The following is a 25,136-nucleotide window of genomic DNA, read 5'->3' as shown; positions in this document are numbered from 1 at the left end:
CGCGTAACGACGTGCGCATCGACGTGTCGCATCGACGTTAGCGGTGCGCCGCCCCTGTCACCACGGCGCACAGGGAGCACACTCGCCGTCCCGGCCATCCTCGCCGGTGCGGCGGTGGCCCGCTTCGCGTCGGGCCGCGCCCCGTGCCGCCTCAGGGCCGCCTCAGGGCCGCGTCGTCGCCGCCACGATCGCCGCCGTGTCCCAGTAGAACGGCCGCACCTGTGCGATCCGCCCGCCCCGCACGGTGATCGTCTGCAGCACGGGGAAGGCGAGTTCGCGCCCCGTGGCGCGGGCCCTCGCACGGACCTGGGTGTGCACGACCGCCGTCTCGCCCGTGGCCAGGAATTCCTGTTCGCCGATCTCGAAGGACTCCCACGTCTCGCTCATGGCGAGGAAGAAGCGGGTCATGCCGTCGTGGCCGTGCCAGGTGCCGCCGTACGGGAGGGCCTCGGCCTGGTGCATCACGACATCGGGGGCGAAGTAGGGGGCGAGCAGGTCGAACGTGGCGTTGCCGGGACCGCCGGCCGCCAGGTAGCGGGACTCCGCCTCGTACATGCCGGTGAGGACGGTCAGGGAGTCGGGCGCGAGTGGTTCGTGCTGGGTCGTCATGCCGTCAGCGTGACGGCTGCGGCGCTGGTCGGCTGGCGGTGATCGGACGTCGACGTACCGACGGTCACCCCGTGGCCCCGCACCTGACGGAGGCATCCTGAACCCGTCCGAAAATCGGCGCAACCCTCACAGCACCCCCACGGGCGATATGGCCGATTCCCCCCTGCCCTGTGGTCTTGTAGGCCCTCACACCGCACGAGAGGCTGCCAAGTGACGCCCGTGCAGATACAGGGGATCCGGCACTGACCGGCCAACTCTGCGGTGGGCACGTCAAGTTGGGGAGGGAAACCAGCGTATGACTCTTACGCGAACGAAGCGTTTGCGGTGGGCGGGAGCCATCACCGCCGCCACCACGGCAGCGGTACTTTCGGCCATCACGCTGCCCGCACACGCCGCTCCCGCCGATCCCCCGCTCGGGGAGATACTCGGCGCCGGTGAGCCCGGTTCCATCAGCGGGAGTTACATCGTCACGCTCAAGGGCGGGACCTCGGCCCCGTCGGACACGGGCAAGGACATAGCCGCCGAGTACGGGGCGGACATCAGTCACACCTACAGCACCGCGCTCAACGGCTATGCGGTGAAGGCGGGTTCGGCCGAGGCCAAGAAGCTCGCGGGCGACTCCAGGGTCGCCACCGTGGTCCAGGACAGCATCGTGTCCCTGGACCACACCCAGAAGAACCCGCCCTCCTGGGGGCTCGACCGGATCGACCAGAAGGGTCTGCCGCTCGACCAGTCCTACACCTATCCCGAATCCGCCGGGCAGGGCGTGACCGCGTACGTCATCGACACCGGCGTCCGCACCACGCACAAGGATTTCGGCGGCCGTGCCGGCAGCGGCTGGGACTTCATCGACGACGACGCCACCGCGCAGGACGGCAACGGACACGGCACGCACGTCTCCGCGACGGTCGCGGGCGAGAGCCACGGCGTCGCCAAGAAGGCCGACGTCGTGGGTGTGCGGGTGCTCGACGACGCGGGTTCGGGGACGACCGCCCAGGTCATCGCCGGCATCGACTGGGTGACGAAGAACGCCAAGAAGCCCGCCGTCGCCAACCTGAGCCTCGGCGGCACGGCCAACGCCCAGCTGGACGCGGCCGTGCGCAACTCGATTGCTTCCGGGGTCACTTACACGGTCGCCGCGGGGAACGACGGGCTGCCCGCCTTCCTGTTCTCACCGGCCCGCGTGAAGGAAGCGGTCACGGTCGGCGCGACCGACGACAAGGACGCCAAGGCCAGTTTCTCCAACTGGGGCGGCAGCCTTGATCTGTTCGCGCCGGGCGTCGGCATCACCTCCGCCTGGAACACGGACGACACCGCCACGGACACCATCTCGGGTACGTCGATGGCCTCGCCGCACGTGGCGGGCGTGGCGGCGCTCTACCTCGCCGACCACCCATCGGCCACACCGGCCGCGGTGAGCAAGGCGCTGACCGATCGGGCCGTGCCGGGCAAGGTGACGGGCGCCGGTCTCGGCTCACCGAACAAGTTGCTGCAGGTCAACAACCCTTGAGGCACCGCGCATCACGAACGGGCCCCGCCGCACACGGCGGGGCCCGTTCTGCGTGCCCGAGCTTTGGCCTTGCCTCCGGCGCCGACCCGAAGCACCCTCGATAGGGCGACAGCCTTGTTTGAGCCTTACGCACCAGTAGTTAACAAAGCGCCGGATTGCCCACCCAAAGTTGGTGGGAAGGCTCCCCCGTACGCACATGGCTCAGTACGGTCAGTCACGGCTCAGAACCGCCAGTACAGCGCGGCACGCAGTCGCAGAACCCCTCCACACCCCCGTATCCGCCCCACTCATGTAACGCGGACAGGAGCGGTCATGCCCTCAACTCGCCCGTCGGCGACGCCCTCGGGAAAGGCCCCCACAAGGGCGCCCACATCCCCGGCAGCACAGCAGGACCCGCAGCCCCAGGACCCGCAGGATCCACCCCCTCGACCCGCCCGGCCGGGCACCCTCACCGGCCGCATACCCGTCCTCGACATCGCGCCCCTCGTCCACGGCGGACGCAGGCCCGCCAAGGCCGTGGTGGGTGAGACCTTCCAGGTCACCGCCACCGTCTTCCGCGAAGGGCACGAGGCGGTCGCCGCCAATGTCGTCCTGCGGGACCCGGAAGGACGCCCGGGACCGTGGACGCCGATGCGCGAACTCGCCCCCGGCACCGACCGGTGGGGCGCGGACGTCACCCCGGACGCGGAGGGGAACTGGACCTACTCCGTCGAGGCGTGGGGCGATCCCCTCACCCAGTGGCGGCACCACGCGCACATCAAGATCCCGGCGGGCATCGACACCGAGCTCGTCCTGGAGGAAGGCGCCCGCCTGCACGAGCGCGCCGCGGCCGACGCCCCCGTGAGCAAGGGCCGCCGCGCCACCCTGCGCAGCGCCGCCGAGTCCCTGCGCGACACGGACCGCCCCGTCGCGGCCCGCCTTGCCGCAGCCCTCACCCCGGAGGTGGACGCGGTCATCGCCGAGCATCCGCTGCGCGAACTCGTCACGGAGTCGGACCGGTTGCCGCTGCTCGTGGAGCGTCCGCGCGCCCTCTTCGGGTCCTGGTACGAATTCTTCCCGCGCTCGGAGGGCGCCGTCGTCCGCGAGGGCGAGCCACCGCGGTCGGGCACCTTCCGCACCGCCGCCGAGCGGCTCCCGGCCATCGCCGCGATGGGCTTCGACGTCGTCTATCTGCCGCCGATCCACCCCATCGGGACCACCTTCCGCAAGGGTGCCAACAACTCCCTCTCCCCCGGGCCGCACGACGTCGGCGTGCCCTGGGCGATCGGCTCCCCCGAGGGCGGCCACGACGCGGTCCACCCGGACCTCGGCACATTGGAGGACTTCGACGCCTTCGTGCGCCGCGCCGCCGCCCTCGACCTCGAAGTCGCCCTCGACTTCGCGCTCCAGTGCTCCCCCGACCACCCCTGGGTGGACAAGCATCCCGAGTGGTTCGCGCACCGCGCCGACGGCACCATCGCGTACGCGGAGAACCCGCCGAAGAAGTACCAGGACATCTACCCCCTGGCCTTCGACCGCGACATGCCGGGCCTGATCGCCGAGACCCTACGCCTGCTGCGGTTCTGGATGGCCCACGGCGTGCGTATCTTCCGCGTCGACAATCCGCACACCAAGCCCGTCGCCTTCTGGGAGGAAGTGCTCGGCGACATCAACAGGACCGACCCGGACGTCATCTTCCTGGCGGAGGCGTTCACGCGCCCGGCGATGATGCGCACGCTGGCCGCGATCGGCTTCCAGCAGTCCTACACGTACTTCACCTGGCGGAACGAGAAGGGCGAACTAACGGACTATCTCAGTGAGTTGGCCACCGAGACCGCGCACTACCTCCGGCCGAACTTCTTCGTCAACACCCCCGACATCCTGCACGCCTACCTCCAGAACGGCGGACGACCCGCCTTCGAGGTCCGCGCCGTGCTCGCCTCAACCCTCGCGCCGACGTGGGGCGTCTACAGCGGATACGAGCTGTGCGAGAACGCCCCGGCGCGGGCCGACAGCGAGGAGTATCTGAACTCGGAGAAGTATCAACTGCGCCCGCGTGACTGGAAGTCGGCAGAGCGCACCGGCTCCACCCTCGCGCCCCTCATCACCACGCTGAACCGCGTGCGGCGCGCCAACCCCGCCCTGCGGCAACTGCGTGACCTGCACTTCCACCCCACGGACCAGGAAGCTGTGATCGCGTACTCGAAGACGGCCGACGACACGGACGGATCGAACACGGTTCTGGTGGTCGTGAACCTCGACGCCCACCACACCCAGGAGGCCACGGTCTCGTTGGACATGCCGACACTCGGCCTCCACTGGCACGAGACCGTGCCGGTGCGCGACGAGCTCACCGGCGTCACCTACCACTGGGGCAGGGCCAACTATGTGCGCCTCGAACCGGGCCGCACGCCCGCGCACGTCTTCAGGGTCCTGCGACCGTCCTCACCGTTGATCGGAGGGTCACCCACACCATGATCATCAACGAGCCCGTCCAGGACACCTTCGAGGACACGCCCGCCAAGGACCGCGACCCCGAGTGGTTCAAGCGCGCCGTGTTCTACGAAGTCCTGGTGCGGTCCTTCCAGGACAGCAACGGCGACGGCATCGGCGACCTCAAGGGCATCACCTCCAAGCTGGACTATCTGCAGTGGCTTGGCGTGGACTGCCTGTGGCTGCCGCCGTTCTTCAAGTCACCTCTGCGGGACGGCGGTTACGACGTATCGGACTACACCGCGGTCCTGCCCGAGTTCGGCGACCTCGCCGACTTCGTGGAGTTCGTGGACTCCGCGCACCAGCGCGGCATGCGCGTGATCATCGACTTCGTGATGAACCACACCAGCGATCAGCACCCGTGGTTCAAGGAGTCCCGCAGCGACCCCGAAGGGCCCTACGGCGACTACTACGTCTGGGCGGACGACGACAAGCAGTACCAGGACGCCCGCATCATCTTCGTCGACACCGAGGCGTCGAACTGGACCTTCGACCCGGTGCGCAAGCAGTACTTCTGGCACCGCTTCTTCTCCCACCAGCCGGATCTCAACTACGAGAACCCGGCCGTCCAGGAGGAGATCATCTCGGCCCTGCGCTTCTGGCTCGACCTGGGCATCGACGGCTTCCGCCTGGACGCCGTGCCCTACCTCTTCGCCGAGGAGGGCACCAACTGCGAGAACCTCCCCCGCTCGCACGGCCTGCTCAAGCGCGTACGGGCCGAGATCGACGCCCACTACCCGGACACGGTGCTGCTCGCCGAGGCCAACCAGTGGCCCGAGGACGTCGTCGACTACTTCGGCGACTTCAAGGACGGCGGCGACGAATGCCACATGGCGTTCCACTTCCCCGTCATGCCGCGCATCTTCATGGCCGTGCGCCGCGAGTCCCGCTATCCGGTCTCCGAGATCCTCGCCAAGACCCCGGCCATCCCCTCGGGCTGCCAGTGGGGCATCTTCCTGCGCAACCACGACGAGCTCACCCTCGAAATGGTCACGGACGAAGAGCGCGACTACATGTACGCGGAATACGCCAAAGACCCGCGGATGCGCGCCAACATCGGCATCCGGCGGCGCCTTGCCACGCTCCTGGACAACGACCGCAACCAGATCGAGCTGTTCACGGCCCTGCTCCTCTCGCTGCCCGGATCGCCGATCCTGTACTACGGCGACGAGATCGGCATGGGCGACAACATCTGGCTCGGTGACCGCGACGCGGTGCGTACGCCGATGCAGTGGACGCCCGACCGCAACGCGGGCTTCTCCTCCTGCGACCCGGGACGGCTCTACCTCCCCACGATCATGGATCCGGTCTACGGGTACCAGGTCACGAACGTCGAGGCGTCCATGTCGTCGCCGTCCTCGCTCCTGCACTGGACGCGCCGGATGATCGAGATCCGCAAGCAGAACCCGGCGTTCGGGATCGGCTCGTACACGGAACTGCCGTCGTCGAACCCGGCGGTGATCGCGTTCCTGCGCGAGGCCCCTCCATCGGAGGAAGGAGGGGACGACCTCGTGCTGTGCGTGCACAACTTCTCGCGGTTCGCGCAGCCCACCGAACTGGATCTGCAGACCTTCAACGGCCGCCACCCGGTGGAGCTGATCGGTGGCGTGCGCTTCCCGGCCATCGGCGAGCTGCCCTATCTGCTGACTCTGGCGGGACATGGCTTCTACTGGTTCCGGCTGCGCGGGGACGCGGCGTAGGCTCCACCCCTGCTACTCCTGTGCGGGGCGGTTTCCACCGCCCCGCCCTGGGCACTCTCCCGCACAACCGGCACTCCCGCACTCCTCCCTTGTCCGCACCGCGGAAAGGACGCGACGCCATGTCGGAAGCCGTCACCCGCCCGGGCATCACCACGGACGCGCTGCTCGCCTCGCTCGATCCGCTGCTGCGCGCGTGGCTGCCACGGCAGCGCTGGTTCGCGGGCAAGGGCCATCCCATCACCGACTTCGCCCTGGTCACGGCGACCGAACTGCTGCCGCCGACCTCCGAGTTGGGCCTTCTTCACCTGCTCGTACGGGTGCGGCAGCCGCAGGTGCCCGCGCAGACCCCGGGCGGCGCGCCCGCTCCTCCCGCCGACTGCTACCAACTCCTCCTGGGCGTACGGCGCGAGCTGCCGCCACGGCTCGCGCCCGCGCTGATCGGCCATGTGACGCGCGGGCCCCTCGCCGGGTTCACGGTCTATGAGGCGATGCACGACGCCCGCATGTCCGGGTTCCTCCTGGAGGCGCTGCGGATGCAGGCGCGGGTCGGAAAGCTCCGCTTCGAGCGCGACCCGCGCAAGGACATCGGCGACGACCTCGCGCCGCGTGTGCTTGCCGCCGAGCAGTCCAACTCCTCGCTCGTGTACGGCGACACGTTCATCCTGAAGCTGTTCCGCCGCATCGTCCCCGGGGTCAATCCCGACCTGGAGCTGCCCCTGATGCTGGCCCGCGAGGGCTGCGCGCAGGTGCCCGCGCCCGCCGCCTGGCTGCTTGCGGACGTCGCGGACGATCTGAACGTCCTCGGGGTGCTCCAGCCCTATCTGAAGGGCACGGCGGACGGCTGGGAGCTGGCCCTGCGGGAGCTCACCGCCGGCCGGGACTTCAGCGGCGAGGCGCGGGCGCTCGGCCGCGCGACCGCCGACGTGCACCTGGCGCTCGCCCGCGCGCTGCCCACCGTCACCCTGGGCCGCGCCCAGATGGAGCTGGTCGCCGGGGGCATGGCGGACCGCCTGGACGCGGCGGCCAAGGCGGTGCCCGCCCTGCAGCCGTACGCCGCCGCCCTGCACACGACCTTCGAGGCCCTCGCCGACCTGGGCCGGGGCGAGGCCCAGTGGACGGCCCAGCGCATCCACGGGGACCTGCACCTGGGGCAGTGCCTGCGCTCGCCCGCCGGGGAGTGGTCGCTCATCGACTTCGAGGGCGAGCCCTCGCGCGCGCTGTCCGAGCGCAGGATGCCGCAGCCGCCGGTGCGCGACGTGGCGGGCATGCTCCGGTCCTTCGACTACGCGGCGCGCTCGCGCGAGCCGTGGGCGACCGACTGGGCGGGCGACTGCCGGGCCGCGTACTGCACGGGGTACGCGGAGGTCGCCGGCCGCGATCCCCGTATGGACCCGGTGCTGCTGCGCGCCTACGAAACGGACAAGGCGGTCTACGAAGTCCTCTACGAGGCCCGCCACCGCCCCGACTGGCTCCCCGTGCCCCTCGCCGCGATCAAGCGCCTCGCCACGAACGGCCCCGCCACCGAACCCCACTGACCTGCCATCGCCGAGGAGGCTCCCCCGTGACCCCCCGCCCGCAGCCGCGCAAACCGTCCGACGAGGCCAGCAAGAAGGGCAAGCGGAAACCGGAGCCCGACCGACCGAAGCAGAGGCCGAAGAGCAGCCGCCCCACGTCGCCCGTCCCCCGGGCCGACCGTGCCCGCCTCCTGGGCGGCACGCACCATGACCCGCACGGGGTGCTCGGCGCCCACGTCGTGCGCGAGGGCATAGCCTTCCGCGCGCTGCGGCCGTACGCGCGCTCCGTCGCCGTCGTCGCCAAGGATCTGCGGGCGGAGCTGCAGGACGACGGGGAAGGGTTCTTCTCCGGGGTGCTTCCGCTGCGGGAGATTCCCGACGACTACCGGCTCCGGATCACGTACGAGGACACCGAGCTGGAGATCCACGACGCGTACCGCTTCCTGCCCGCGCTCGGCGAGTTCGATCTCCATCTGATCGGCGAGGGCCGGCACGAGCAGCTGTGGCACGCGCTCGGGTCACGCCCGATGGTGCACGAGGGGGCGACCGGCACGCGCTTCACGGTGTGGGCGCCCAACGCCCAGGGCGTGCGCGTGGTGGGGAACTTCAACTTCTGGGACGGCACCGGATTCCCGATGCGCTCGCTCGGCGGCAGCGGTGTCTGGGAGCTCTTCGTGCCCTCGGTCGGCGAGGGCGAGCTCTACAAGTACGAGATCACGCGGCCCGACGGCTCGACGACGCTGCGCGCCGACCCGCTGGCCCGCCGCACGGAGACCCCGCCCGCGAACTCCTCCATCGTGCACGAGTCGCACCACGAGTGGCATGACGCGGAATGGCTCACGCGCCGTGCGGAGGTGCCGGTCCACGAGGCACCGTTCTCCGTGTACGAGGTGCATCTGGCGTCCTGGCGACCGGGCCTGACCTACCGCCAGCTGGCCGAGCAGCTGCCCGCGTACGTGGCCGACCTGGGGTTCACGCACGTCGAGCTGATGCCCGTGGCCGAGCACCCCTTCGGCGGCTCCTGGGGCTATCAGGTCACCGGCTTCTACGCGCCGACGGCCCGCCTCGGCCCGCCCGACGACTTCAAGTACCTGGTCGACGCCCTGCACAGAGCGGGCATCGGCGTCCTGATGGACTGGGTGCCCGCGCACTTCCCGCGCGACGACTGGGCGCTCGCGGAGTTCGACGGGCGGACGCTGTACGAGCACGAGGACCCGAACCGGGCCGCGCACCCCGACTGGGGCACCCTGGAGTTCGACTACGGCCGCAAGGAGGTTCGCAACTTCCTTGTCGCAAACGCGACTTACTGGTGCGAGGAGTTCCACATCGACGGCCTGCGCGTCGACGCCGTCGCCTCGATGCTGTACCTCGACTACTCGCGCGAGGAGGGCGAGTGGTCCCCGAACGTGCACGGGGGCCGCGAGAACCTCGACGCCGTCGCCTTCCTCCAGGAGATGAACGCCACCGTCTACCGCCGTGCCCCCGGCGTCGTCACGATCGCCGAGGAGTCCACGGCCTGGGACGGCGTGACCCGCGCGACGCACCACGAGGGACCGGGCGGCTTCGGCGGGCTCGGCTTCGGCCTGAAGTGGAACATGGGGTGGATGCACGACTCGCTCGACTACGTGTCGAAGGAGCCCGTGCACCGCAAGTTCCACCACAACGAGATGACGTTCTCGATGGTGTACGCGTACAGCGAGAACTACGTCCTGCCGATCTCGCACGACGAGGTCGTGCACGGCAAGCGGTCCCTGGTGTCGAAGATGCCGGGCGACTGGTGGCAGCAGCGCGCCAACCACCGCGCCTATCTCGGCTTCATGTGGGCCCACCCCGGCAAGCAACTCCTCTTCATGGGACAGGAGTTCGCGCAGGGAGCCGAGTGGGCGGAGGGGCACGGCCCCGACTGGTGGCTGCTCGACCCCGCCTACGGGGCCGAGGCCGACCACAGGGGCGTACGCGACCTCGTACGCGACCTGAACACCGTCTACCGCCGCGAGCCGTGCCTCTGGCAGCGCGACACCGACCCCGGCGGCTTCGCCTGGGTCGAGGGCGATGCGGCCGAGGACAACGTCTTCGCGTTCCTGCGGTATGCCACCGAGGCCGCCGACGGCACGGACGGCGCGCCGCTCCTGGCCATCTCGCACTTCTCGCCGGTGGTGCGGCACGAGTACCGCCTGGGCGTCCCCGGCGAGTTCACCGCATGGCACGAGGTCCTGAACACGGACGCGGCGCGCTACGGCGGCGGCGACGTCACCAACCCCGACCCGGTCAAGACCGAGCCGGTGGCGTCGCACGGCCGCCCCGCGTCCCTGCGCCTCACCCTGCCACCGCTGGCTACGGTGTGGCTGCGACCTGTTTGAGCGCCACCGGAAGCTCCTGCGCGTGCAGGATGCCCAGCCGCTGCGTGGCCCGGGTCAGGGCCACGTACAGGTCGCTCGTTCCATAGCGGCCCGGCTCCACCACCAGGACCGTGTCGAACTCCAGGCCCTTGGCCTGACGCGGGTCGATCAGGACGACCGGCCGCGTCAGGTCCGGGGCATCCCCGGCCGTCACCCCGGGGAGCTTTCCGGCGAGCTCGTCGTGCAGCTCGCTTGGGGCGATGACCGCGAGGCGGCCGTCGTCCCGTGTCTCGGCGGCCACCGCGTCGGCCACGGCCGTCGCCAGGTCGTCGGTGCGGCGCGCCCACGGCACCACGCCCGTGGACCGCACGGAGCTGGGCGGCTGGAAATCGGGGTACTCGACGCGGGGCACCTCGGCGGCCACGTCCATGATCTCCACCGGCGTGCGGTAGTTGACGCCGAGCCGTGTGTACTCCCAGCGGTCCTCGACGTACGGGGAAAGGATCGTCTCCCAGGAGCCGCAGCCGCCGGCCTCCGCCGTCTGCGCGGGGTCGCCGACCAGCGTCATCGAGCGGGTCGGGCAGCGCCGCATCAGCAACCGCCAGGCCATGGCGGAGAGTTCCTGCGCCTCGTCGACGATGATGTGCCCGAACGCCCACGTCCGGTCCTCCGCCGCGCGCTCGGCGGCGCTGCGGTGGTCGGCCTCCTCCTGGCGCTCGGCCATGCGCTCCGCGTCGATGATGTCGTGCGCGAGCAGGACCTCGGACTCCTCGTCGTCCTTGTCCTCGAACTCGTACGTACGGGATGCGTACGAGACGTCCAGCACGCCCTGCGCGTAAGCGATCTGCTTGGCCCGCTCGGCCTCCGCCATCGCCCGTGCCGCGCTGTCGTCGCTGCCGAGCAGCTCGGCGGCCTCGTCGAGCAGCGGGACGTCGGCGGCCGTCCATGCGGCGCCGCGCGGGCGCCGGACGATCCGGGCCTCCTCGTCCGACAGGTGCGGCGTCGGCTCCTGAAGGAAGTCCGCGAGGAAGCCCTCCGGAGTCAGCTGCGGCCACAACTCCTCGATGGCCGCGTGCACTTCGGGGCTCGCGGCGATCGCCTTGCCGAGCTGGGCGATGTCGTCGGGGCCGAGGAAGTTCGGGCCGCCGTACGGGTCGGCGCCCAGGCGCTCGGCGAGCTGCTCGGTGAGCATGTCGATGACGCGGAAGGCGAAGTGCGGCCGGCCGAGGTTGTGCGGGACGTCCGCCTCGCGGGCCGCCTCGCGCGCCTCCTGGGCGATCGTCCAGTCCAGGACGAGGTCGCCGTCGTCGTGCTCGATGATCACCGGGGCGCCGGGCTCGGGGGTCCGCTGCCGGTCGCGCAGGGCTGCGGCGAGCACGTCCGCCATCTCCGCGCGCCCCTTCACCTCGGCGGCTTCGGGGGTGTCGGTGCCGGTGGCGCTCACACCGGGGAACAGCTCGCCGACCGTCGAGAGCAGGACGCCCGTCTCGCCGAGCGCGGGCAGGACCTCGCTGATGTAGCCGAGGAAGGCGGGGTTCGGGCCGACGATCAGGACCGCGCGCTTGGCGAGCAGCTGGCGGTGGGCGTAGAGGAGGAACGCGGCACGGTGCAGCGCCACGACCGTCTTGCCGGTGCCGGGGCCGCCCTCGACGACGAGGACGCCGTGGTGCGGGGCCCGGATGATGCGGTCCTGCTCGGCCTGGATGGTCTGCACGATGTCGTGCATGCGGCCGGTGCGGGCCGAGTCGAGCGCGGCGAGCAGCACCTCGTCGGCGTCCGCGCCCTCGTACCCGGTGCGGGTGGTGTCGCTGAGATCGAGGATCTCGTCGTGCAGGGCCGTGACGTCGCGGCCCTCGGTGGTGATGTGCCTGCGCCGCCTGAGCCCCATCGGCGTATGACCGGTCGCGAGATAGAAGGGGCGTGCGACATCGGCACGCCAATCGATCACGAGTGGGGTGCGTTCGATGTCGGACGCGCGGATTCCGATGCGCCCGATGTGGTGATCACGGCCGTCGCGGAATTCGAGCCTCCCGAAGCAGAGGCCGTTCTCTCCCGCGTTGAAGGCGGCCAGCAGTCCGGACCGTTCCGCCACCAGGACGTCACGCTCAAGCCTGGCCTGCAGACCGTTGCCGACCTGCGTCAACGACGCCCGCACGGCGGCTTCCGCCTCCTCGCGCAGCGCGTCGAGGCGCGCGTACAGCCCGGAGACGAATTGCTGCTCTTCCCGCAATTCCTCGGTTGACAATTCAGCCCCTCGCCAGTTACAGTGCTCTTATACAGATTCTCGCGATTCCGTTCTGCCCAAATGGGCCAGGGGTCGCGAAAGGATCCAATATACGCGAAGAAATACCCCGGACGTCAATTCGTCCGGGGTATTTCTTTTTCACCCGCGTAGGTCAGAGCACCTCGGCCTCGGCCAGCTCCGCGAGCAGCTTGCGCTTGGGGCGCGCGCCCACCATGGACTTCACCGGCTCACCGCCCCGGAACACCAGCAGGGACGGCACCGAGAGGATCCCGTACGCGATCGCCGTCCGCGGATTGTGGTCCACGTCCAGCTGCACGATCTTCAGCCGCTCCGCCTCCTCGCGCGAGATCTCGCCGAGCACCGGCGCGAGCTGGCGGCAGGGGCCGCACCACTCGGCCCCGAACTCCACGAGCACCGGCAGATCCGCCTTGAGCACCTCCCCCTCGAAGTCCGCGTCCGTCACCTCGGCCACACCGTCGGCCTTGACCATCGCCATGCTTGTACTCCCTCTCCGTCAGCCCGCCAGCTCGCACTGCGGGTCCGGACCCCCCGGAACCGCCGCCTCGGCACGCACGAGCTGCGCACCGACCTGTTCGCGCACCGCGCTCAACTCACTGATCAGGGCGTCGAGTTCACCGAGCTTGCGGCGGTAGACCTCAAGTGACGCGGGGCAGGAGTCGCCCGCCGGGTGCCCCGACCGCAGACACTCCACGAAGGGCCTCGTCTCCTCCAGATCGAACCCGAAGTCCTGCAGGGTCCTGATCTGCTCGAGGAGCCGTACGTCGTCCTCGTCGTAGGTGCGGTAGCCGTTGCCACTGCGACGGGCGGGCAGCAGCCCCCGTGACTCGTAGTACCGAAGCGTCCGCGTGGTGGTGCCGGCCCGCTCCGCAAGTTCGCCGATGCGCATGCGTACGACGGTAATCCTTGACGCAGGCGTCAAGGCCAGCGTGCGGCCCCGCCTCTTCTCGGCGGGCGGCCTGCGGCATCAGCGGGCGATCGGCAGCCTTCAGCGGGCGGGCGGCGGCTGGTGCAGGCCGAAGGTGGAGCCCTGGTCGTCCTTGCAGAGCCGGAACCGGCCGAAGGCGGCGTCCGACTCCTCGCTCTCGCCGCCGATGGGCGCCTCGACCGTGCCGCCCAGCTTGATGACGGCGGCCAGCGCGGTGTCCAGGTCGTCCACCTGGAAGAAGAGGTAGGGCGCGGCCCCCGCGTCGCCGCCGTGCATGCCGCCGGGCACACCCGGGGTCGAGATCACATACCCCTGCCCGGACGGCCCCGGCTCGAAGGACCAGCCGAGCAGCTCCCCGTAGAAGGCGCGCCCCCGCTCCGGGTCCTCGACGCCGATCTCGAAGAAGCTCGGTTCACCAGTCATCGCACGGCTCCTGCTCTGTGACGGGGGTCACTTTCACCGTACGCCGGTTCAGCGCGCCCCGCGTACGGCCTCGATGGTGGCCGTCCAGCCGTCCGCCCCGTGTCCCTTGGCGATGGCCCGGTCCAGGACGGCCTTGATGCCGCTCAGGGCGCCCACGTCCAGGCCCCGGTGCGCGGAGGCGTGGATGATGTGATCGACATTGACCGCCTCCGTGACGAGCGGGGCCTCCTCGCCCGGGTACTGGCCGGAGTCGACCTCGTCCCCCATCTCCTCGATGATCGGAGGGAGGATGGACAGCAGGGCGCCCAGGTACGGGGCCAGCTCCGCGCCCTTCACTCCGTCCGCCCCGGCCAGCGCGAAGGCGTGCACGAGGCCGGACATGGTGGTCCAGAAGAAGTCGAGCAGGGCGTTGTCGTAGAGGGCCGCGAGGCCGTGGTCATCGCCGAGGTGCACGGTGTTGCCGCCGAGCACCTTGAGCGTGCTCTCGTGCCGCTCGTACACAGCCCTCGGGCCGCTGTGGAAGAGCAGCGCGTCAGCGGTGCCGATCACGGTCACCGGCACCAGGATGGCGCCGTCCAGGTAGTCGATGCCGTGCTCGGCGGCCCAGGCTGCGGCCTCGCGCGAACGCTCCGGGGTGTCCGACGTGAGGTTGACCAGGGTGCGGCCCGACAGGTCCGGGACGATCGGGTCGAGGACGGACTGCGAGGCGTCGTAGTCGTAGAGGCAGACGACCACCACCTCCGACGCCCGGACGGCCTCGGCCGCGGTGGTGGTGCGCGTGGCCCCTCCGGCCACGAGGGCGTCGCCCTTGCCGGGCGTGCGGTTCCAGACGGTGGTGGGGTGACCGGCCTTGAGGAAGGAGCCGGCGAGGGCCTGGCCCATGGCGCCCAGGCCGAGGACGGTCACAGAGGTCTTGTTCTGCTGCTGAGTGGTCATGATGACCATGCTTGGCCAGCGCCCGCCGCCTCACAAGTACCGACTAATTAGTCAGGTACTTACGAAAAGGTAAGCGTGCGGGGGGAGTTGAGGGGGGTGAGTCCCGCCCGTCCCGTCGACATCGGCTCGGGGATCAGCCGAAGTCGAGCTCGCCGTACGGCCGCTTCAGCTCGCAGAAGTCCTGGACCCCCGCCATCAGTACCACCCCGTCCCACAGCCGCCCCGCCGCCTCTCCCTTCGGCGCGGGCGACACGACCGGGCCGAAGACGGCCCCGACTCCCGGGACGGAGAGCACGGGCGTCCCGACCTCGGGGCCGACCAGCGCGACGCCCTGCTCGTGCGCGGCCCGCACGGCATCGTCGTACTCCTCCGTCCAGGCCACCGCCGCGAGCTCCACGGGCAGTCCGGCGTCGGCGAGGGCGCGCTCGGCACCGTCCCACTCGCCCCGCTCGTGCAGCCGCACCCCGAGTGCGTCGAAGTACCTCCCCAGCGCATCGCTCCCGTGCTTCCCGGCCACGGCGGCGCAGACGCGGCCGGGACCGCGCATGTAGTCGCCCCACTGGCCCTCCGGGTCCTCGGGGTCGACGTCGAGGTCTTCGTTCAGCACCGAGAGGCTCATCACCCGCCACCGCACGGAGACGTCCCGCACCCGCTCGACCTCGCGGATCCAGCGCGAGGTGAGCCAGGTGTACGGGCACACGGGGTCGAACCAGAAGTCGGCGTACTGCGGCTCGGTCACCCAACCACCGTACGCGTTCGGGAAGTTGACGTTCCGGAGCCATTGACGCCCGGCATGTCTGCAACTACAAAAACCGGAGAGCGCTTCTGAGAGCGCTCTCACCGGTACGCACACTCCCCCCACGGAGGTGTTCCATGAGCGCCACTCACACTCCTCGCGCCACTCACGCTGCTCACAGCACTCACCCTGCCCGCAGCACTCGCATCGGCCGCTTCGCCAGATTCCCCCGCACCGGCCCCGTCCTGGCCGGTCTGGCCGCCGTCGGTCTGCTCGGCGCCCTGATGACGCCCGGCACGGCTCGCGGCGACGTCCCACCGGCGCCCGGCTGGTCGCTGGAGTGGAGCGACGACTTCAACGGCGCCGCGGGCTCCCGCCCCTCCGCCGACAACTGGCAGATCGACCTCGGCCACAACTACCCGGGCGGGCCCGCCAATTGGGGAACGGGCGAGATCCAGTCGTACACGGACTCCCCCGACAACCTCGCCCTCGACGGAAACGGCAGCCTGCGGATCACCCCGCGCAAGGACGGCGCGGGAAACTGGACATCGGCCCGCATCGAGACGAAGCGCTCCGACTTCAAGGCCCCGGACGGCGGCACGCTCGCCATCGAGGGCCGCATCCAGATGCCGGACATCACCGGGGAGAGCGCGCTCGGCTACTGGCCCGCCTTCTGGGCACTCGGCGCGCCCTACCGCGGCAACTACCAGAACTGGCCCGCGATAGGCGAGTTCGACGTGATGGAGAACGTCAACGGCATCAACTCGGTCTGGGGCGTGCTGCACTGCGGCGTGAACCCGGGAGGCGACTGCAACGAGACGCAGGGCCTGGGCGCCAACCGAGCGTGCCCTGGGTCCAGTTGCCAGTCGGCGTTCCACACGTACCGCTTCGAATGGGACCGCTCGACGAGCCCGAACCAACTGCGCTGGTATGTGGACGGAGAGCAGTTCCACACCCTCTCCCAGGACCGCTTCTCCGCCGCCACGTGGTCCGACATGACCGACCACGCGGGGTACTTCATCCTGCTGAACGTCGCGATGGGCGGCGCCTTCCCCGACGGCGTCGCGGGCAGGGCGACTCCGGTCGCGCAGACCGAGCCGGGGAAGGCGATGGCGGTGGACTACGTGGCGGTGTGGACCAAGCGGCCGTGACGCACGGCCACCACGGGACCTGTGATGGTCAGTTGAACTTGAGCACGCCGATGGCCTGATCGGCCATCCCCTTCTCGCCGAGGGCGTTCGGGTGCACCGGGACGAAGTTGGTGCCGAACAGCACGGGCTCGATCCAGCGGGTGCCCATCGGCTTGCAGGCGTCGTGCCCCTCCGAGGCGGCGGCCATGTCGACGAACGTGGCACCCGTCTCGGAGGCGGCGCGCTGCACGGCCTTGTTCAAGTGGGCCTGCAGGTCGCGCAGGTAGGGGACGTCCCCGGTGGCGATCGGCATCTTGGCGAAGCAGCTGGGGTCGGCCTTGGCCGGGACGATCCACGGGTAGCCGAGGATGCCGACGCGGGCGTTGGGGGCCTTGGCCTTGACGGCTCGCAGGGCGTTCTTCAGCGCCGGGTACGTACTGGCGTCGATCTCCTTGGTGAACTTGTCCCCGTTGGCGTCCTTGCAGGGGCTGCCCTTGCCGCCGGAGAGCACCCCGGCGGAGCCGCAGGCGACGATCGCGCCGATGAAGGTGTTGTTGTCGTTGCCGCCGATGGTCAGCGTCACGACATCGGTGTCGGCGTCGACGGCGTCGAGCTGCGGGGCGACGCCGGGGTACTGCGACCCGGCGAAGTCCTTGGTCTGGGCTCCGCCGCAGGTCACGTCGGTGAGCTTGGCGCCGGTGCGCTGGGCCACGACGTGCGGGTAGTTGGCCGTCGAGCGCGCGCAGAGGAGCGGCGCGGTCAGGTCGAGGGGGAGGACACCGGACCCGGCGCTGAAGCTGTCGCCGAGGGCGACGTAGTCGAGCGGGTCACCGCCGGTCGCGTGGGCGGGTGCGCTCAGACCGAGCGTCGCGGTGCCTGCGGCGGCGAGGGCGGCCGCCAGGCGCAGGGCGCGGGAGTGGGTGCGGGTGTGCGTGCGGGTGCGAGTGCGGGTGCGGATCGCCATCTGGAGTCTCCTTTGAATCCGATGGGGGGTCAGTCCCGGAGAGGAGCAAGCAAGCCGCAGGCGCCAACAGCCGTGCTGTGAAAGGGATTTGGGCAGGCTTCAGCGGCTTTTGGCGGGTCTCGGTGGTACAACGCTGAAGTTACTGGCAGGTTTGAATAACAGTCAACAGTTTGCGCACACGCCCACCTGGATGGCGGAACCCTCATCGAGCACACGGCGCATCAGTGCGCAGAATTCCTCCACGGCGCGCGGCTCCAACTCCGCGCCCTCGGCGAACATCGCCATCTGGAGGGCGGGTCCGTACGCGCCGCCGTGGCGGTCGATGTCGGACGTACGGGCGGGCTGCACGACGAAGTGAAGATGACCGGGCACGCGCCCGGCGTGCGACCAGAGGCAGACGTAGACCTGCTCGCACTCGTCGCCAACTGCCGTGCGCAGGGCGGAGGACACCCGGTTCAGCAGGGGCCCGAGCTCCACAGCCTCGCCCGCACTCATCTCGTGTACGCCGGTGATGTGCCGCAGCGGCTTGACGACGAGGGTGCCGATGCCGAGGGGGCCGACGCAGTGCTCGACGGTCCAGTGCTCGGTGCGCAGCAGGGTGCCGCCGGGCAGCGGGCGGGTGCCGTCGATGAGTCCGCAGGCGAAGCAGCCGTCGGTACCCGCCGACGTCACTTGTCCGCCCGGTACAGGCGGAGTTCGCGGTTCACGAAGAGGTGGACGTAACCGCACCGCCAGCAGATGAGTCCGGTCGCGGACTCGTTCGCCCACGCCAGGTTCATGAGCTCCATGCCGGAGCTGTTGAGCTTGACCTCCCGGTCACGGAACAGATCCCCCTTGCAGACCTGGCAGTTGATCCACATCTCCCCGATCGCGGCTCGCATCGGCTTGGGCGCCATGAGCTCCGCCCCCCTTTCCCCGTTACCCCGTTACCCCGTTGGCCCGTTGGCCCGTGGTCCTGTTGTTTGTTGTTGCCTGGCCTAGAGGCTATCCCTGGCACATCGCCGCTTCGCGGCAGAGTTTCCCGCCCACCCACCCGATTGCCCTGCGGGGTAAACGGGTGGGTGGGCGGGAGAAATCCGCCGCGAAGCGGCGGCACAGCCAGAAACGGCGCCGCACCCGAAGAGGACGAGCCCCCCTCAGCTACCGCCGCCCCGCGGCCTCCGCGGCCTCCACGGCCTCCGGAGCATCCGAGGACTCCAAAGCCTCGGCCCCCGCCACGGCCGCCCCCTTCCGACGCCCCGGCAGCATCACAGCAACCACAACAGTCCCCACGCCCAGAATCACCGCACCGACAAGACTGGTATGGGCCACCGCGCCAGAAAACGCCGAGCCCACCGCATCCGCCATCTGGTGCGCACCCCCGGCCAGTTCCTGCGCCTGCGCCTTGAGCTGCGCCGCCTCCTGGGGCGATGAAGCCCCCGCGGCCTTCTCCGTGAGTTCGCGTGCCTGCTCGGCGATGCCCTGCGCCACGCCGTTGCCCGCGCCCACCGAGTCCTGGGCCGTGTCGAGCGCGGAGGCGGGAAGCTTGCTGCCCGCGGTCTCGTCGGCCAGCTTCGACCCGTACGAACTCGCGAGGACCGAGCCGAGGACCGCGATCCCCAGCGAACCGCCCAGCTCCAGCGAGGTGTCGTTCACCGCGCCGCCCACGCCGAGTTCCGACTCGGGGAAGGCGCCCATGATGACGTCCGTGCACGGCGAGACCGCGAAGCCCAGGGACAGACCGAGGATGATCAGCGGTGCCACGAAGTCCCCGTACGTGGAGCCCGCCTCGATCTGTGTCAGGAGGGCCAACGCCACGGTGCCGCCGACCATGCCGGCCACCACCATGATCTTGCCGCCGATGCGCGGCGCGAGGATCCCGGTGACCGCCGAGCCCACGAACACCGCACCGGCCAGCGGCAGCATGCGGACGCCGGTCTCCAACGGGTCGTATTCGAGGACGAACTGGAGGTGCTGCGTCAGGTAGTAGAAGGCGCCGAACACCGCGAGGAAGAAGAGCGCCACAGCCAGGTTCGAGCCCGCGAAGCCACGCTGCGTGAACTTGCGTACGTCAAGGACCGGGCGCGGGTGCTTCAGCTCCCAGACGACGAAGGCGATCAGGCCGATGCCCGCCACCACGGCGGCGGAGATGGCGCGCACGCCCCATCCGAAGTGCGGGCCATCGATGATCATGAAGATCAGGGAGCCCACCCAGACGACCGAGAGCAGGCCGCCCACGTAGTCGATCCGGCCGTGCTGCGCCGCCTTGGAGGGCGGCACCAGGACGAACGCGCCGATGATCGCGAGCACCGCCACCGGGATGTTGATCAGGAACGTCGAGTGCCAGCCGTTGTCACGCAGGAGCGCGCCCGCGATCAGCGGTCCCGCCGCGATCGCGATGCCGGACGTGGCCGCCCAGATGGTGATCGCCTTGGCCCGCTCCGCGCGCGGGAAGGTCGCCGCGAGCAGTGAGAGCGTCGCGGGCATGATCAGCGCCGCGCCCACGCCCATCACGGCGCGGACCACGATGACCGCCGTCGAGCTGTCCACCAGCGCGCCCGCCCCGGCACCGGCGGACATGATCACCAGGCCGAGCACCAGCGCGCCCCTGCGGCTGTACTTGTCGCCGATCGCGCCGAGCAGCAGCATCAGCGCGGCGTACGGGACGGTGTAGGCGTCGATGACCCACTGCAGGTCGGAGCTGGACAGGCCGAGGTCCATGGTCATGTCGGGCGCGGCCACGGTCAGCGCGGTGTTCGCCATCACGGCGATGAGGAGGCTCAGACAGAGCACACCCAGGGCCCACCAGCGGCGGGCGTACGGCCGGTCCATCCGTTCGACCGGTTCGTTGATCAGCAGAGGCATCTGGATTCACCCATCCCGTATTGCACAAGCTTGTGTAACTACACACTGATGTGCAAGATACCCGATGTTGCACAGTCGTGTGCAAGTGGGTGAGCCGGGGGCGCGCGCGAGTGGGCAGAATGGGGCCATGAATCCCCGCCCCGCGAGCAGCGTCAGAGCCGACGCCAACCGCCGCCGCATCCTCGACGTCGCCGTCGCCGAGCTGCTGCGCGACCCCGACGCGTCCATGGACCAGATCGCGCGCGCCGCGGGCGTGGTGCGCCGGACGGTGTACGGGCACTTCCCCAGCCGTGACGCGCTGATCGAGGCGATCGTGGAGCGGGCCGTCGAGGCGGTGGAGAGCGCGCACGCGGCGGGCCGCGAGGGCGTCGAGGACCCCGCGGAGGCGGTGGCGAGCTCGATGCTCGCCGTGTGGGACGTCGCCGACCGCTACCGCCTGCTGCTCTCCCTCGCCCAGCGCAGCGTCACGATGAGCGGCATCCGCGAACGGCTCGGCCGTGTCCACGAGTCCGGCATGGAGATGTTCCGCCGTGGCCTGGAGGAGGGCACGTTCGTGTCGCCGCTGCCGACGCGGGCGCTCGGCTATGTGCTCGAAGGGATCCTGTTCGCCGTGATGGAGGCCGTCAACGACGGTGTCGTACCAGCGGAAGAGGCGGGCAGGTCCACCGCGATCACGTTTCTGACCGCGGCGGGCCTGCCCGCCTCCGAGGCCACCGAGCTGGTGACCAGGGTCGCCGGCCGAAGGGCCGCGACCGCCGACGGCTAAGCCGTCAGGGACTTCTTCTCGGCGCCGACCTTCTCGGCGCCCTCCGGCTGCGGCGGGATGGCGTCCACCGTCTCCTGGCCCGCGTCGCCCTCATCGGGAGCGCTGTCGTCGAGCAGCGTCCGCTCGTCGAACGGCAGCTTCCCGGCGAGCACGAGCTCGACCCGCTCCCGGTCGACCTCCTTGGTCCACGTACCGATCAGGAGCGTCGCCACCGCGTTGCCCGCGAAGTTGGTCAGGGCGCGGGCCTCGCTCATGAAGCGGTCGACGCCGATGATCAGGCCGACGCCGTCCACCAGGCCCGGCTTGTGCGACTGCAGGCCACTGGCCAGGACCGCGATGCCGGAGCCCGAGACACCGGCCGCGCCCTTGGACGCGATCATCATGAACAGGAGCAGGGAGATCTGCTCACCGATGCCGAGCGGCTGGTCCATCGCCTCGGCGATGAAGAGCGACGACATGGTCAGGTAGATCATCGTGCCGTCGAGGTTGAAGGAGTAGCCCGTCGGGACGGTGATGCCGACGACCGGGCGGCTGACGCCCAGGTGCTCCATCTTCGCGATGAGCCGCGGCAGCGCGGACTCGGACGAGGAGGTGGAGAGGATGAGCAGGAACTCGCGGCCCAGGTATTTCAGGAGCTTGAAGAGGTTGACGCCGGTCACCAGGCGCAGCAGCGTGCCGAGCACGATCAGGATGAACAGCGCACAGGTGACGTAGAACCCGATCATGATCGTGGCGAGGGCCTTCAGGGCGTCCGTGCCGGTCTCGCCGACCACCGCCGCCATCGCGCCGAACGCGCCGACCGGGGCGGCCCACATGATCATGCCGAGGACCCGGAATACCAGCCGCTGGATGTGCCCGATGCCACGCAGGATCGGCTCACCGGAGCGGCCCATGGCCTGCAGCGCGAAGCCCACGAGCAGCGCGACGAGCAGCGTCTGCAGCACCTCGCCCTCGGTGAAGGCGGAGATGAGCGTCTTGGGGATGATGCCGAGCGCGAAGTCGACGAGACCCTTGTCCGCCTCTTCGGCCGCGTCGTGGCCCGCGCCCTTCTCGGAATCGGAGATGTCCATGCCCGAGCCCGGGTGCAGGATGTTGCCGACGAGCAGGCCGATGGCGAGCGCGACGACCGACATCGCGACGAAGTAGGCGAGCGCGAGACCGCCGACCTTGCCGACCTTGGCGGCCTTGCGGACCGAGCCGACGCCCAGAACGATCGTGCAGAAGATGATGGGCGAGATCATCATCTTGATCAGGTTCACGAAGCCGGTTCCGACCGGCTTGAGCTCCTTGGCGAAGTCGGGGAAGAGCAGGCCGACACCGACACCGAGGACGACGGCGATGATGACGGCTATGTACAGATAGTGGGTGCGGTCCCGTTTGGCTGCGGGTGCTTTTGCCACCTGGCTGTCGGCGGTGTCGGCCACGAGGGCCCTCCTTGAACGACTACGTCGGCGTTTTTCGGCCAGTGCGTGCGGCTCACGTCCTGGTTCGGCCCGTGCGTGCGTCTCGTGCGGCTCACGTCCTGGGCAGGCGAATCCCGGTGACTATCTCTCGCCCTGTGAGGGCGGTCACCCTTGCGTTCATTTAGTTCGCACTTATACGGCCAGGCAGACTGGCACCATGTCCCTCGCCCGTCCGCCCCGCCCGCGCAGCCTCGCCGGGCAGCTCTTCGCGATGCAGATCGTGCTGGTCACCGTCGTGGTGGCCGGATGCGCGCTCTTCACGTTCCTGAGCGACCGGCAGCAGGCCGAGGAGGGCGCGCGCCGCCAGGCGACGGCCGCGGCGCGGGCCGTGGCGGACTCTCCCTCGGTGCGTGAGGCCGCGCGTGGCGAGAATCCGACGAAGACCCTCCAGCCGTACGCGACCGACGTACGGCTGCACACCGGGGTCGACTTCGTGACGATCATGAACCCGGACGGCATCCGCTGGACGCACCCCGACAAGGACCAGATCGGCGAACGCTTCCTGGGCCACCGGGCGGACGCGCTGCGGGGCGAGACCTTCACCGAGACGTACACGGGAACGCTCGGCCCCTCCGTGCGCGTGGTCACCCCGATCCGGGCCGACGACGGCACAGGCCGCATCACCGGCCTGGTCAGCGCGGGCATCACCATCGAGGAGATCAGCCAGAAGGCGCGCGGCCAGCTCCTCGCCCTGCTCGGGGTCGCGGCCGGCGCGCTCGCCCTCGGCGGACTCGGTACGTACGTCATCAACGCCCGCCTGCGCCGCCACACCCACGGCATGAACGCCGCCGAGCTGAGCCGCATGCACGACTACCACGAGGCGGCGCTGCACGCGGTGCGTGAGGGACTCCTGATGCTGGACGGACAGCGCAGGATCGCCCTCATCAACGACGGAGGGCGCGAGCTGCTCGGCGTATCGGGCGACCTGGTCGGCCGGAACGTCGCCGAGCTGGGCCTGCCCGTGCCGCTGACGGGCGCGCTGCTCGCCGCCGAGCCGCGGGTGGACGAGCTGCACCTGACGGCGGACCGCGTGGTCGTCGTCAACACGTCCCCCGTGTCGAGCGGTGAGCGCCGCGGCACGGTGGTCACCCTGCGCGACCACACCGAGCTGCAGGCCCTGACCGGCGAGCTTGACTCGGAGCGCGGCTTCACGCGGGCGCTGCGCTCGCAGGCCCACGAGGCGGCGAACCGGCTCCACACGGTGGTGTCCCTCATCGAGCTCGGCCGCGCCGACGAGGCGGTCGACTTCGCCACGGCCGAGCTGGAACTGGCACAGACGCTGACGGACCAGGTGGTCGCCGCGGTGAGCGAACCGGTCCTCGCGGCCCTGCTCCTGGGCAAGGCGGCCCAGGCCAACGAACACGGCGTGGAGCTCGTCGTCTCCCCCGACAGCAGCATCGACGACGGCATGCTGCCCGCGGATCTGCCCGCGCGCGACCTCGTGACGGTCCTCGGCAACCTGATCGACAACGCGGTGGACGCGGCCCAGGGCTCACCCGCGGCCCGCGTGACGGTGACGGCGCGGGCCGACGAGGCGGGCCTTACGCTGCGGGTGTCGGACACCGGCCCCGGGGTCGACCCGGCCCACACGGAGGCGGTCTTCGAGCGCGGCTGGTCGACCAAGGCCACGGCGGGCCGTGGCCTCGGCCTGGCCCTGGTCCACCAGACGGTGACGAAGCACGAGGGGACACTCGGGGTGCGGGAGGCGCCGGGGGGCGGCGCGGAGTTCGAGGTCCACCTGCGCACGGCCGCCGTCGCCACGGGCCGCCGGGCGAAGGCCCCGGTGCCGGGTGCCGAACACGAGGCGTCCAGTGCGCCGGACGCAGCAGACGGAGGCACCAAGTGACAGAGCCGATCCGGGTCCTGGTCGTCGAGGACGACCCCGTCGCCGCGGACGCCCACGTCCTGTACGTGAACCGCATCCCCGGCTTCCACGCCGTGGGCAAGGCACACAGCGCCGCCGAGGCGAAACGCGCCCTGGACCGCACGGAGGTGGACCTGCTCCTCCTCGACCTCCATCTCCCCGACGGCCACGGCCTCCAGCTGGCCCGCACCCTGCGCGCCGCGGGCCACCGCGCGGACGTCATCGCCGTCACCTCGGCCCGCGATCTCGCGGTCGTACGCGAGGGCGTCTCCCTCGGCGTGGTCCAGTACGTACTGAAGCCCTTCACCTTCGCCACCTTGCGCGACCGCCTCACCCGCTATGCCGAGTTCCGCACCGCAGCGGGCGAGGCCACCGGCCAGGACGAGGTGGACCGCGCCCTGGCCACCCTGCGCGCGCCCAGCCCCGCCGCCCTGCCCAAAGGGCTCAGCGGCCCCACCCTGGAGAGAGTGACCCGCACCCTGCGCGACGCACCCCCCGAGGGCGTCACCGCCGCGGTCGCCGCCGAGACCGTGGGGATCTCCCGCATCACCGCGCGCCGCTACCTGGAACACCTGGTCACCACGGGCCGCGCCGCCCGCACCCCGCAGTACGGCCACGTCGGCCGCCCCGAGTACGCCTACCGCTGGCTGACGTCGGCCACCTGACACGACCTGG

General features: G+C 70.4%; 20 protein-coding genes and 1 pseudogene. 9 read left to right on the top strand and 12 right to left on the bottom strand.

What is annotated here, in order from left to right; translation table 11 throughout:
- Positions 1–162: 162 nt before the first annotated feature.
- Positions 163–609, bottom strand: a complete 447-nt coding sequence (locus AC07AG_RS15095) for a nuclear transport factor 2 family protein (RefSeq protein WP_478755290.1) — start codon at positions 607–609, stop codon at positions 163–165.
- A gap of 295 nt (positions 610–904) precedes the next feature.
- Here AC07AG_RS15095 and AC07AG_RS15090 point away from each other — a divergent pair, with 295 nt between their 5' ends.
- The 5 genes from AC07AG_RS15090 to glgB all read left to right on the top strand — a co-directional run bounded on the left by AC07AG_RS15090 (position 905) and on the right by glgB (position 10,165).
- Positions 905–2,119: a S8 family peptidase gene (locus AC07AG_RS15090; RefSeq protein WP_478755288.1), complete on the top strand. Its 1,215-nt coding sequence runs from the start codon at positions 905–907 to the stop codon at positions 2,117–2,119.
- A 312-nt stretch (positions 2,120–2,431) separates the two neighbouring features.
- Entirely contained in the window at positions 2,432–4,576 is a 2,145-nt protein-coding gene (locus tag AC07AG_RS15085; RefSeq protein ID WP_478755286.1) for an alpha-1,4-glucan--maltose-1-phosphate maltosyltransferase, read from the top strand.
- Positions 4,573–6,291 carry a maltose alpha-D-glucosyltransferase gene (gene treS / locus AC07AG_RS15080; protein WP_478755284.1) on the top strand — a complete coding sequence of 573 codons (1,719 nt, stop codon included), beginning with the start codon at positions 4,573–4,575 and terminating at the stop codon, positions 6,289–6,291. Before AC07AG_RS15085 ends, treS begins: the two co-directional genes overlap by 4 nt.
- A 119-nt stretch (positions 6,292–6,410) precedes the next feature.
- A complete protein-coding gene (locus AC07AG_RS15075) occupies positions 6,411–7,826 on the top strand; it encodes a maltokinase N-terminal cap-like domain-containing protein (RefSeq protein ID WP_478755282.1) in 1,416 nt (471 codons plus the stop codon).
- 26 nt (positions 7,827–7,852) lie between these two features.
- Entirely contained in the window at positions 7,853–10,165 is a 2,313-nt protein-coding gene (glgB, locus tag AC07AG_RS15070; protein ID WP_478755280.1) for a 1,4-alpha-glucan branching enzyme, read from the top strand.
- On the opposite strand, the gene AC07AG_RS15065 is transcribed toward glgB, so the two are convergent.
- From AC07AG_RS15065 to AC07AG_RS15040, 6 genes are all read right to left on the bottom strand, one after another.
- Positions 10,140–12,389, bottom strand: a complete 2,250-nt coding sequence (locus AC07AG_RS15065; RefSeq protein WP_478755278.1) for a HelD family protein — start codon at positions 12,387–12,389, stop codon at positions 10,140–10,142. The genes glgB and AC07AG_RS15065 overlap by 26 nt on opposite strands.
- Before the next feature lie 151 nt (positions 12,390–12,540).
- Positions 12,541–12,879, bottom strand: a complete 339-nt coding sequence (gene trxA / locus AC07AG_RS15060) for a thioredoxin (protein ID WP_478755581.1) — start codon at positions 12,877–12,879, stop codon at positions 12,541–12,543.
- Between the two features lie 24 nt (positions 12,880–12,903).
- Entirely contained in the window at positions 12,904–13,296 is a 393-nt protein-coding gene (locus tag AC07AG_RS15055) for a MerR family transcriptional regulator (RefSeq protein WP_478755276.1), read from the bottom strand.
- Between the two features lie 99 nt (positions 13,297–13,395).
- Positions 13,396–13,758, bottom strand: a complete 363-nt coding sequence (locus tag AC07AG_RS15050; protein WP_478755274.1) for a VOC family protein — start codon at positions 13,756–13,758, stop codon at positions 13,396–13,398.
- A 48-nt stretch (positions 13,759–13,806) separates the two neighbouring features.
- Positions 13,807–14,694, bottom strand: a complete 888-nt coding sequence (locus tag AC07AG_RS15045; RefSeq protein WP_478755272.1) for an NAD(P)-dependent oxidoreductase — start codon at positions 14,692–14,694, stop codon at positions 13,807–13,809.
- A gap of 133 nt (positions 14,695–14,827) precedes the next feature.
- Entirely contained in the window at positions 14,828–15,433 is a 606-nt protein-coding gene (locus AC07AG_RS15040; RefSeq protein ID WP_478755270.1) for a mycothiol-dependent nitroreductase Rv2466c family protein, read from the bottom strand.
- Between the two features lie 281 nt (positions 15,434–15,714).
- On the opposite strand from AC07AG_RS15040, the pseudogene AC07AG_RS15035 reads away from it, so the two are divergent.
- Positions 15,715–16,572: pseudogene (locus AC07AG_RS15035) on the top strand (glycoside hydrolase family 16 protein); the annotation flags it as partial.
- Positions 16,573–16,609: 37 nt separating this feature from the next.
- Here AC07AG_RS15035 and AC07AG_RS15030 read toward each other — a convergent pair.
- The 4 genes from AC07AG_RS15030 to AC07AG_RS15015 all read right to left on the bottom strand — a co-directional run bounded on the left by AC07AG_RS15030 (position 16,610) and on the right by AC07AG_RS15015 (position 20,368).
- On the bottom strand, positions 16,610–17,524 hold the full coding sequence (locus tag AC07AG_RS15030; RefSeq protein WP_478755268.1) for an SGNH/GDSL hydrolase family protein: 915 nt from the start codon (positions 17,522–17,524) through the stop codon (positions 16,610–16,612).
- A gap of 162 nt (positions 17,525–17,686) precedes the next feature.
- Positions 17,687–18,196, bottom strand: coding sequence for an HIT family protein (locus AC07AG_RS15025; RefSeq protein ID WP_478755266.1), 510 nt, complete (start codon positions 18,194–18,196; stop codon positions 17,687–17,689).
- Positions 18,193–18,420, bottom strand: a complete 228-nt coding sequence (locus AC07AG_RS15020) for a hypothetical protein (RefSeq protein ID WP_478755264.1) — start codon at positions 18,418–18,420, stop codon at positions 18,193–18,195. The genes AC07AG_RS15025 and AC07AG_RS15020 overlap by 4 nt, the downstream gene beginning before the upstream one ends.
- Positions 18,421–18,664: 244 nt before the next feature.
- Entirely contained in the window at positions 18,665–20,368 is a 1,704-nt protein-coding gene (locus AC07AG_RS15015) for an MFS transporter (protein WP_478755262.1), read from the bottom strand.
- Positions 20,369–20,495: 127 nt separating this feature from the next.
- Between AC07AG_RS15015 and AC07AG_RS15010 the strand changes: the two genes are divergently transcribed.
- On the top strand, positions 20,496–21,134 hold the full coding sequence (locus tag AC07AG_RS15010; RefSeq protein ID WP_478755260.1) for a TetR/AcrR family transcriptional regulator: 639 nt from the start codon (positions 20,496–20,498) through the stop codon (positions 21,132–21,134).
- Here the strand turns inward: AC07AG_RS15010 and AC07AG_RS15005 are convergent.
- Positions 21,131–22,558, bottom strand: a complete 1,428-nt coding sequence (locus tag AC07AG_RS15005) for a cation:dicarboxylate symporter family transporter (protein ID WP_478755258.1) — start codon at positions 22,556–22,558, stop codon at positions 21,131–21,133. The two genes, AC07AG_RS15010 and AC07AG_RS15005, sit on opposite strands and share 4 nt — an antisense overlap.
- 196 nt (positions 22,559–22,754) lie before the next feature.
- Between AC07AG_RS15005 and AC07AG_RS15000 the strand changes: the two genes are divergently transcribed.
- Both AC07AG_RS15000 and AC07AG_RS14995 read left to right on the top strand, forming a co-directional pair.
- On the top strand, positions 22,755–24,443 hold the full coding sequence (locus AC07AG_RS15000) for a sensor histidine kinase (protein WP_478755256.1): 1,689 nt from the start codon (positions 22,755–22,757) through the stop codon (positions 24,441–24,443).
- Complete coding sequence (locus tag AC07AG_RS14995) at positions 24,440–25,126, top strand: response regulator (protein ID WP_478755254.1); 687 nt, start codon at positions 24,440–24,442, stop codon at positions 25,124–25,126. Before AC07AG_RS15000 ends, AC07AG_RS14995 begins: the two co-directional genes overlap by 4 nt.
- Positions 25,127–25,136: the final 10 nt, after the last annotated feature.

Source organism: Streptomyces sp. NPDC044044, assembly GCF_056434405.1.
The sequence above is the reverse complement of the archived record's forward strand: the minus strand, read 5'-3'. Positions and strand labels throughout refer to the sequence as shown.

Bases quoted from the DNA above. Each gene is read 5' to 3' on its own strand.
- AC07AG_RS15020 (WP_478755264.1), bottom strand. From the start codon at position 18,420: ATGGCGCCCAAGCCGATGCGAGCCGCGATCGGGGAGATGTGGATCAAC.
- AC07AG_RS15085 (WP_478755286.1), top strand. From the start codon at position 2,432: ATGCCCTCAACTCGCCCGTCGGCGACGCCCTCGGGAAAGGCCCCCACA.
- treS (WP_478755284.1), top strand. From the start codon at position 4,573: ATGATCATCAACGAGCCCGTCCAGGACACCTTCGAGGACACGCCCGCC.
- AC07AG_RS15055 (WP_478755276.1), bottom strand. From the start codon at position 13,296: ATGCGCATCGGCGAACTTGCGGAGCGGGCCGGCACCACCACGCGGACG.
- AC07AG_RS15010 (WP_478755260.1), top strand. From the start codon at position 20,496: ATGAATCCCCGCCCCGCGAGCAGCGTCAGAGCCGACGCCAACCGCCGC.
- AC07AG_RS15075 (WP_478755282.1), top strand. From the start codon at position 6,411: ATGTCGGAAGCCGTCACCCGCCCGGGCATCACCACGGACGCGCTGCTC.
- AC07AG_RS15095 (WP_478755290.1), bottom strand. From the start codon at position 609: ATGACGACCCAGCACGAACCACTCGCGCCCGACTCCCTGACCGTCCTC.
- AC07AG_RS15090 (WP_478755288.1), top strand. From the start codon at position 905: ATGACTCTTACGCGAACGAAGCGTTTGCGGTGGGCGGGAGCCATCACC.
- trxA (WP_478755581.1), bottom strand. From the start codon at position 12,879: ATGGTCAAGGCCGACGGTGTGGCCGAGGTGACGGACGCGGACTTCGAG.
- AC07AG_RS15030 (WP_478755268.1), bottom strand. From the start codon at position 17,524: ATGGCGATCCGCACCCGCACTCGCACCCGCACGCACACCCGCACCCAC.
- AC07AG_RS15045 (WP_478755272.1), bottom strand. From the start codon at position 14,694: ATGACCACTCAGCAGCAGAACAAGACCTCTGTGACCGTCCTCGGCCTG.
- AC07AG_RS15050 (WP_478755274.1), bottom strand. From the start codon at position 13,758: ATGACTGGTGAACCGAGCTTCTTCGAGATCGGCGTCGAGGACCCGGAG.
- AC07AG_RS15015 (WP_478755262.1), bottom strand. From the start codon at position 20,368: ATGCCTCTGCTGATCAACGAACCGGTCGAACGGATGGACCGGCCGTAC.
- AC07AG_RS15000 (WP_478755256.1), top strand. From the start codon at position 22,755: ATGTCCCTCGCCCGTCCGCCCCGCCCGCGCAGCCTCGCCGGGCAGCTC.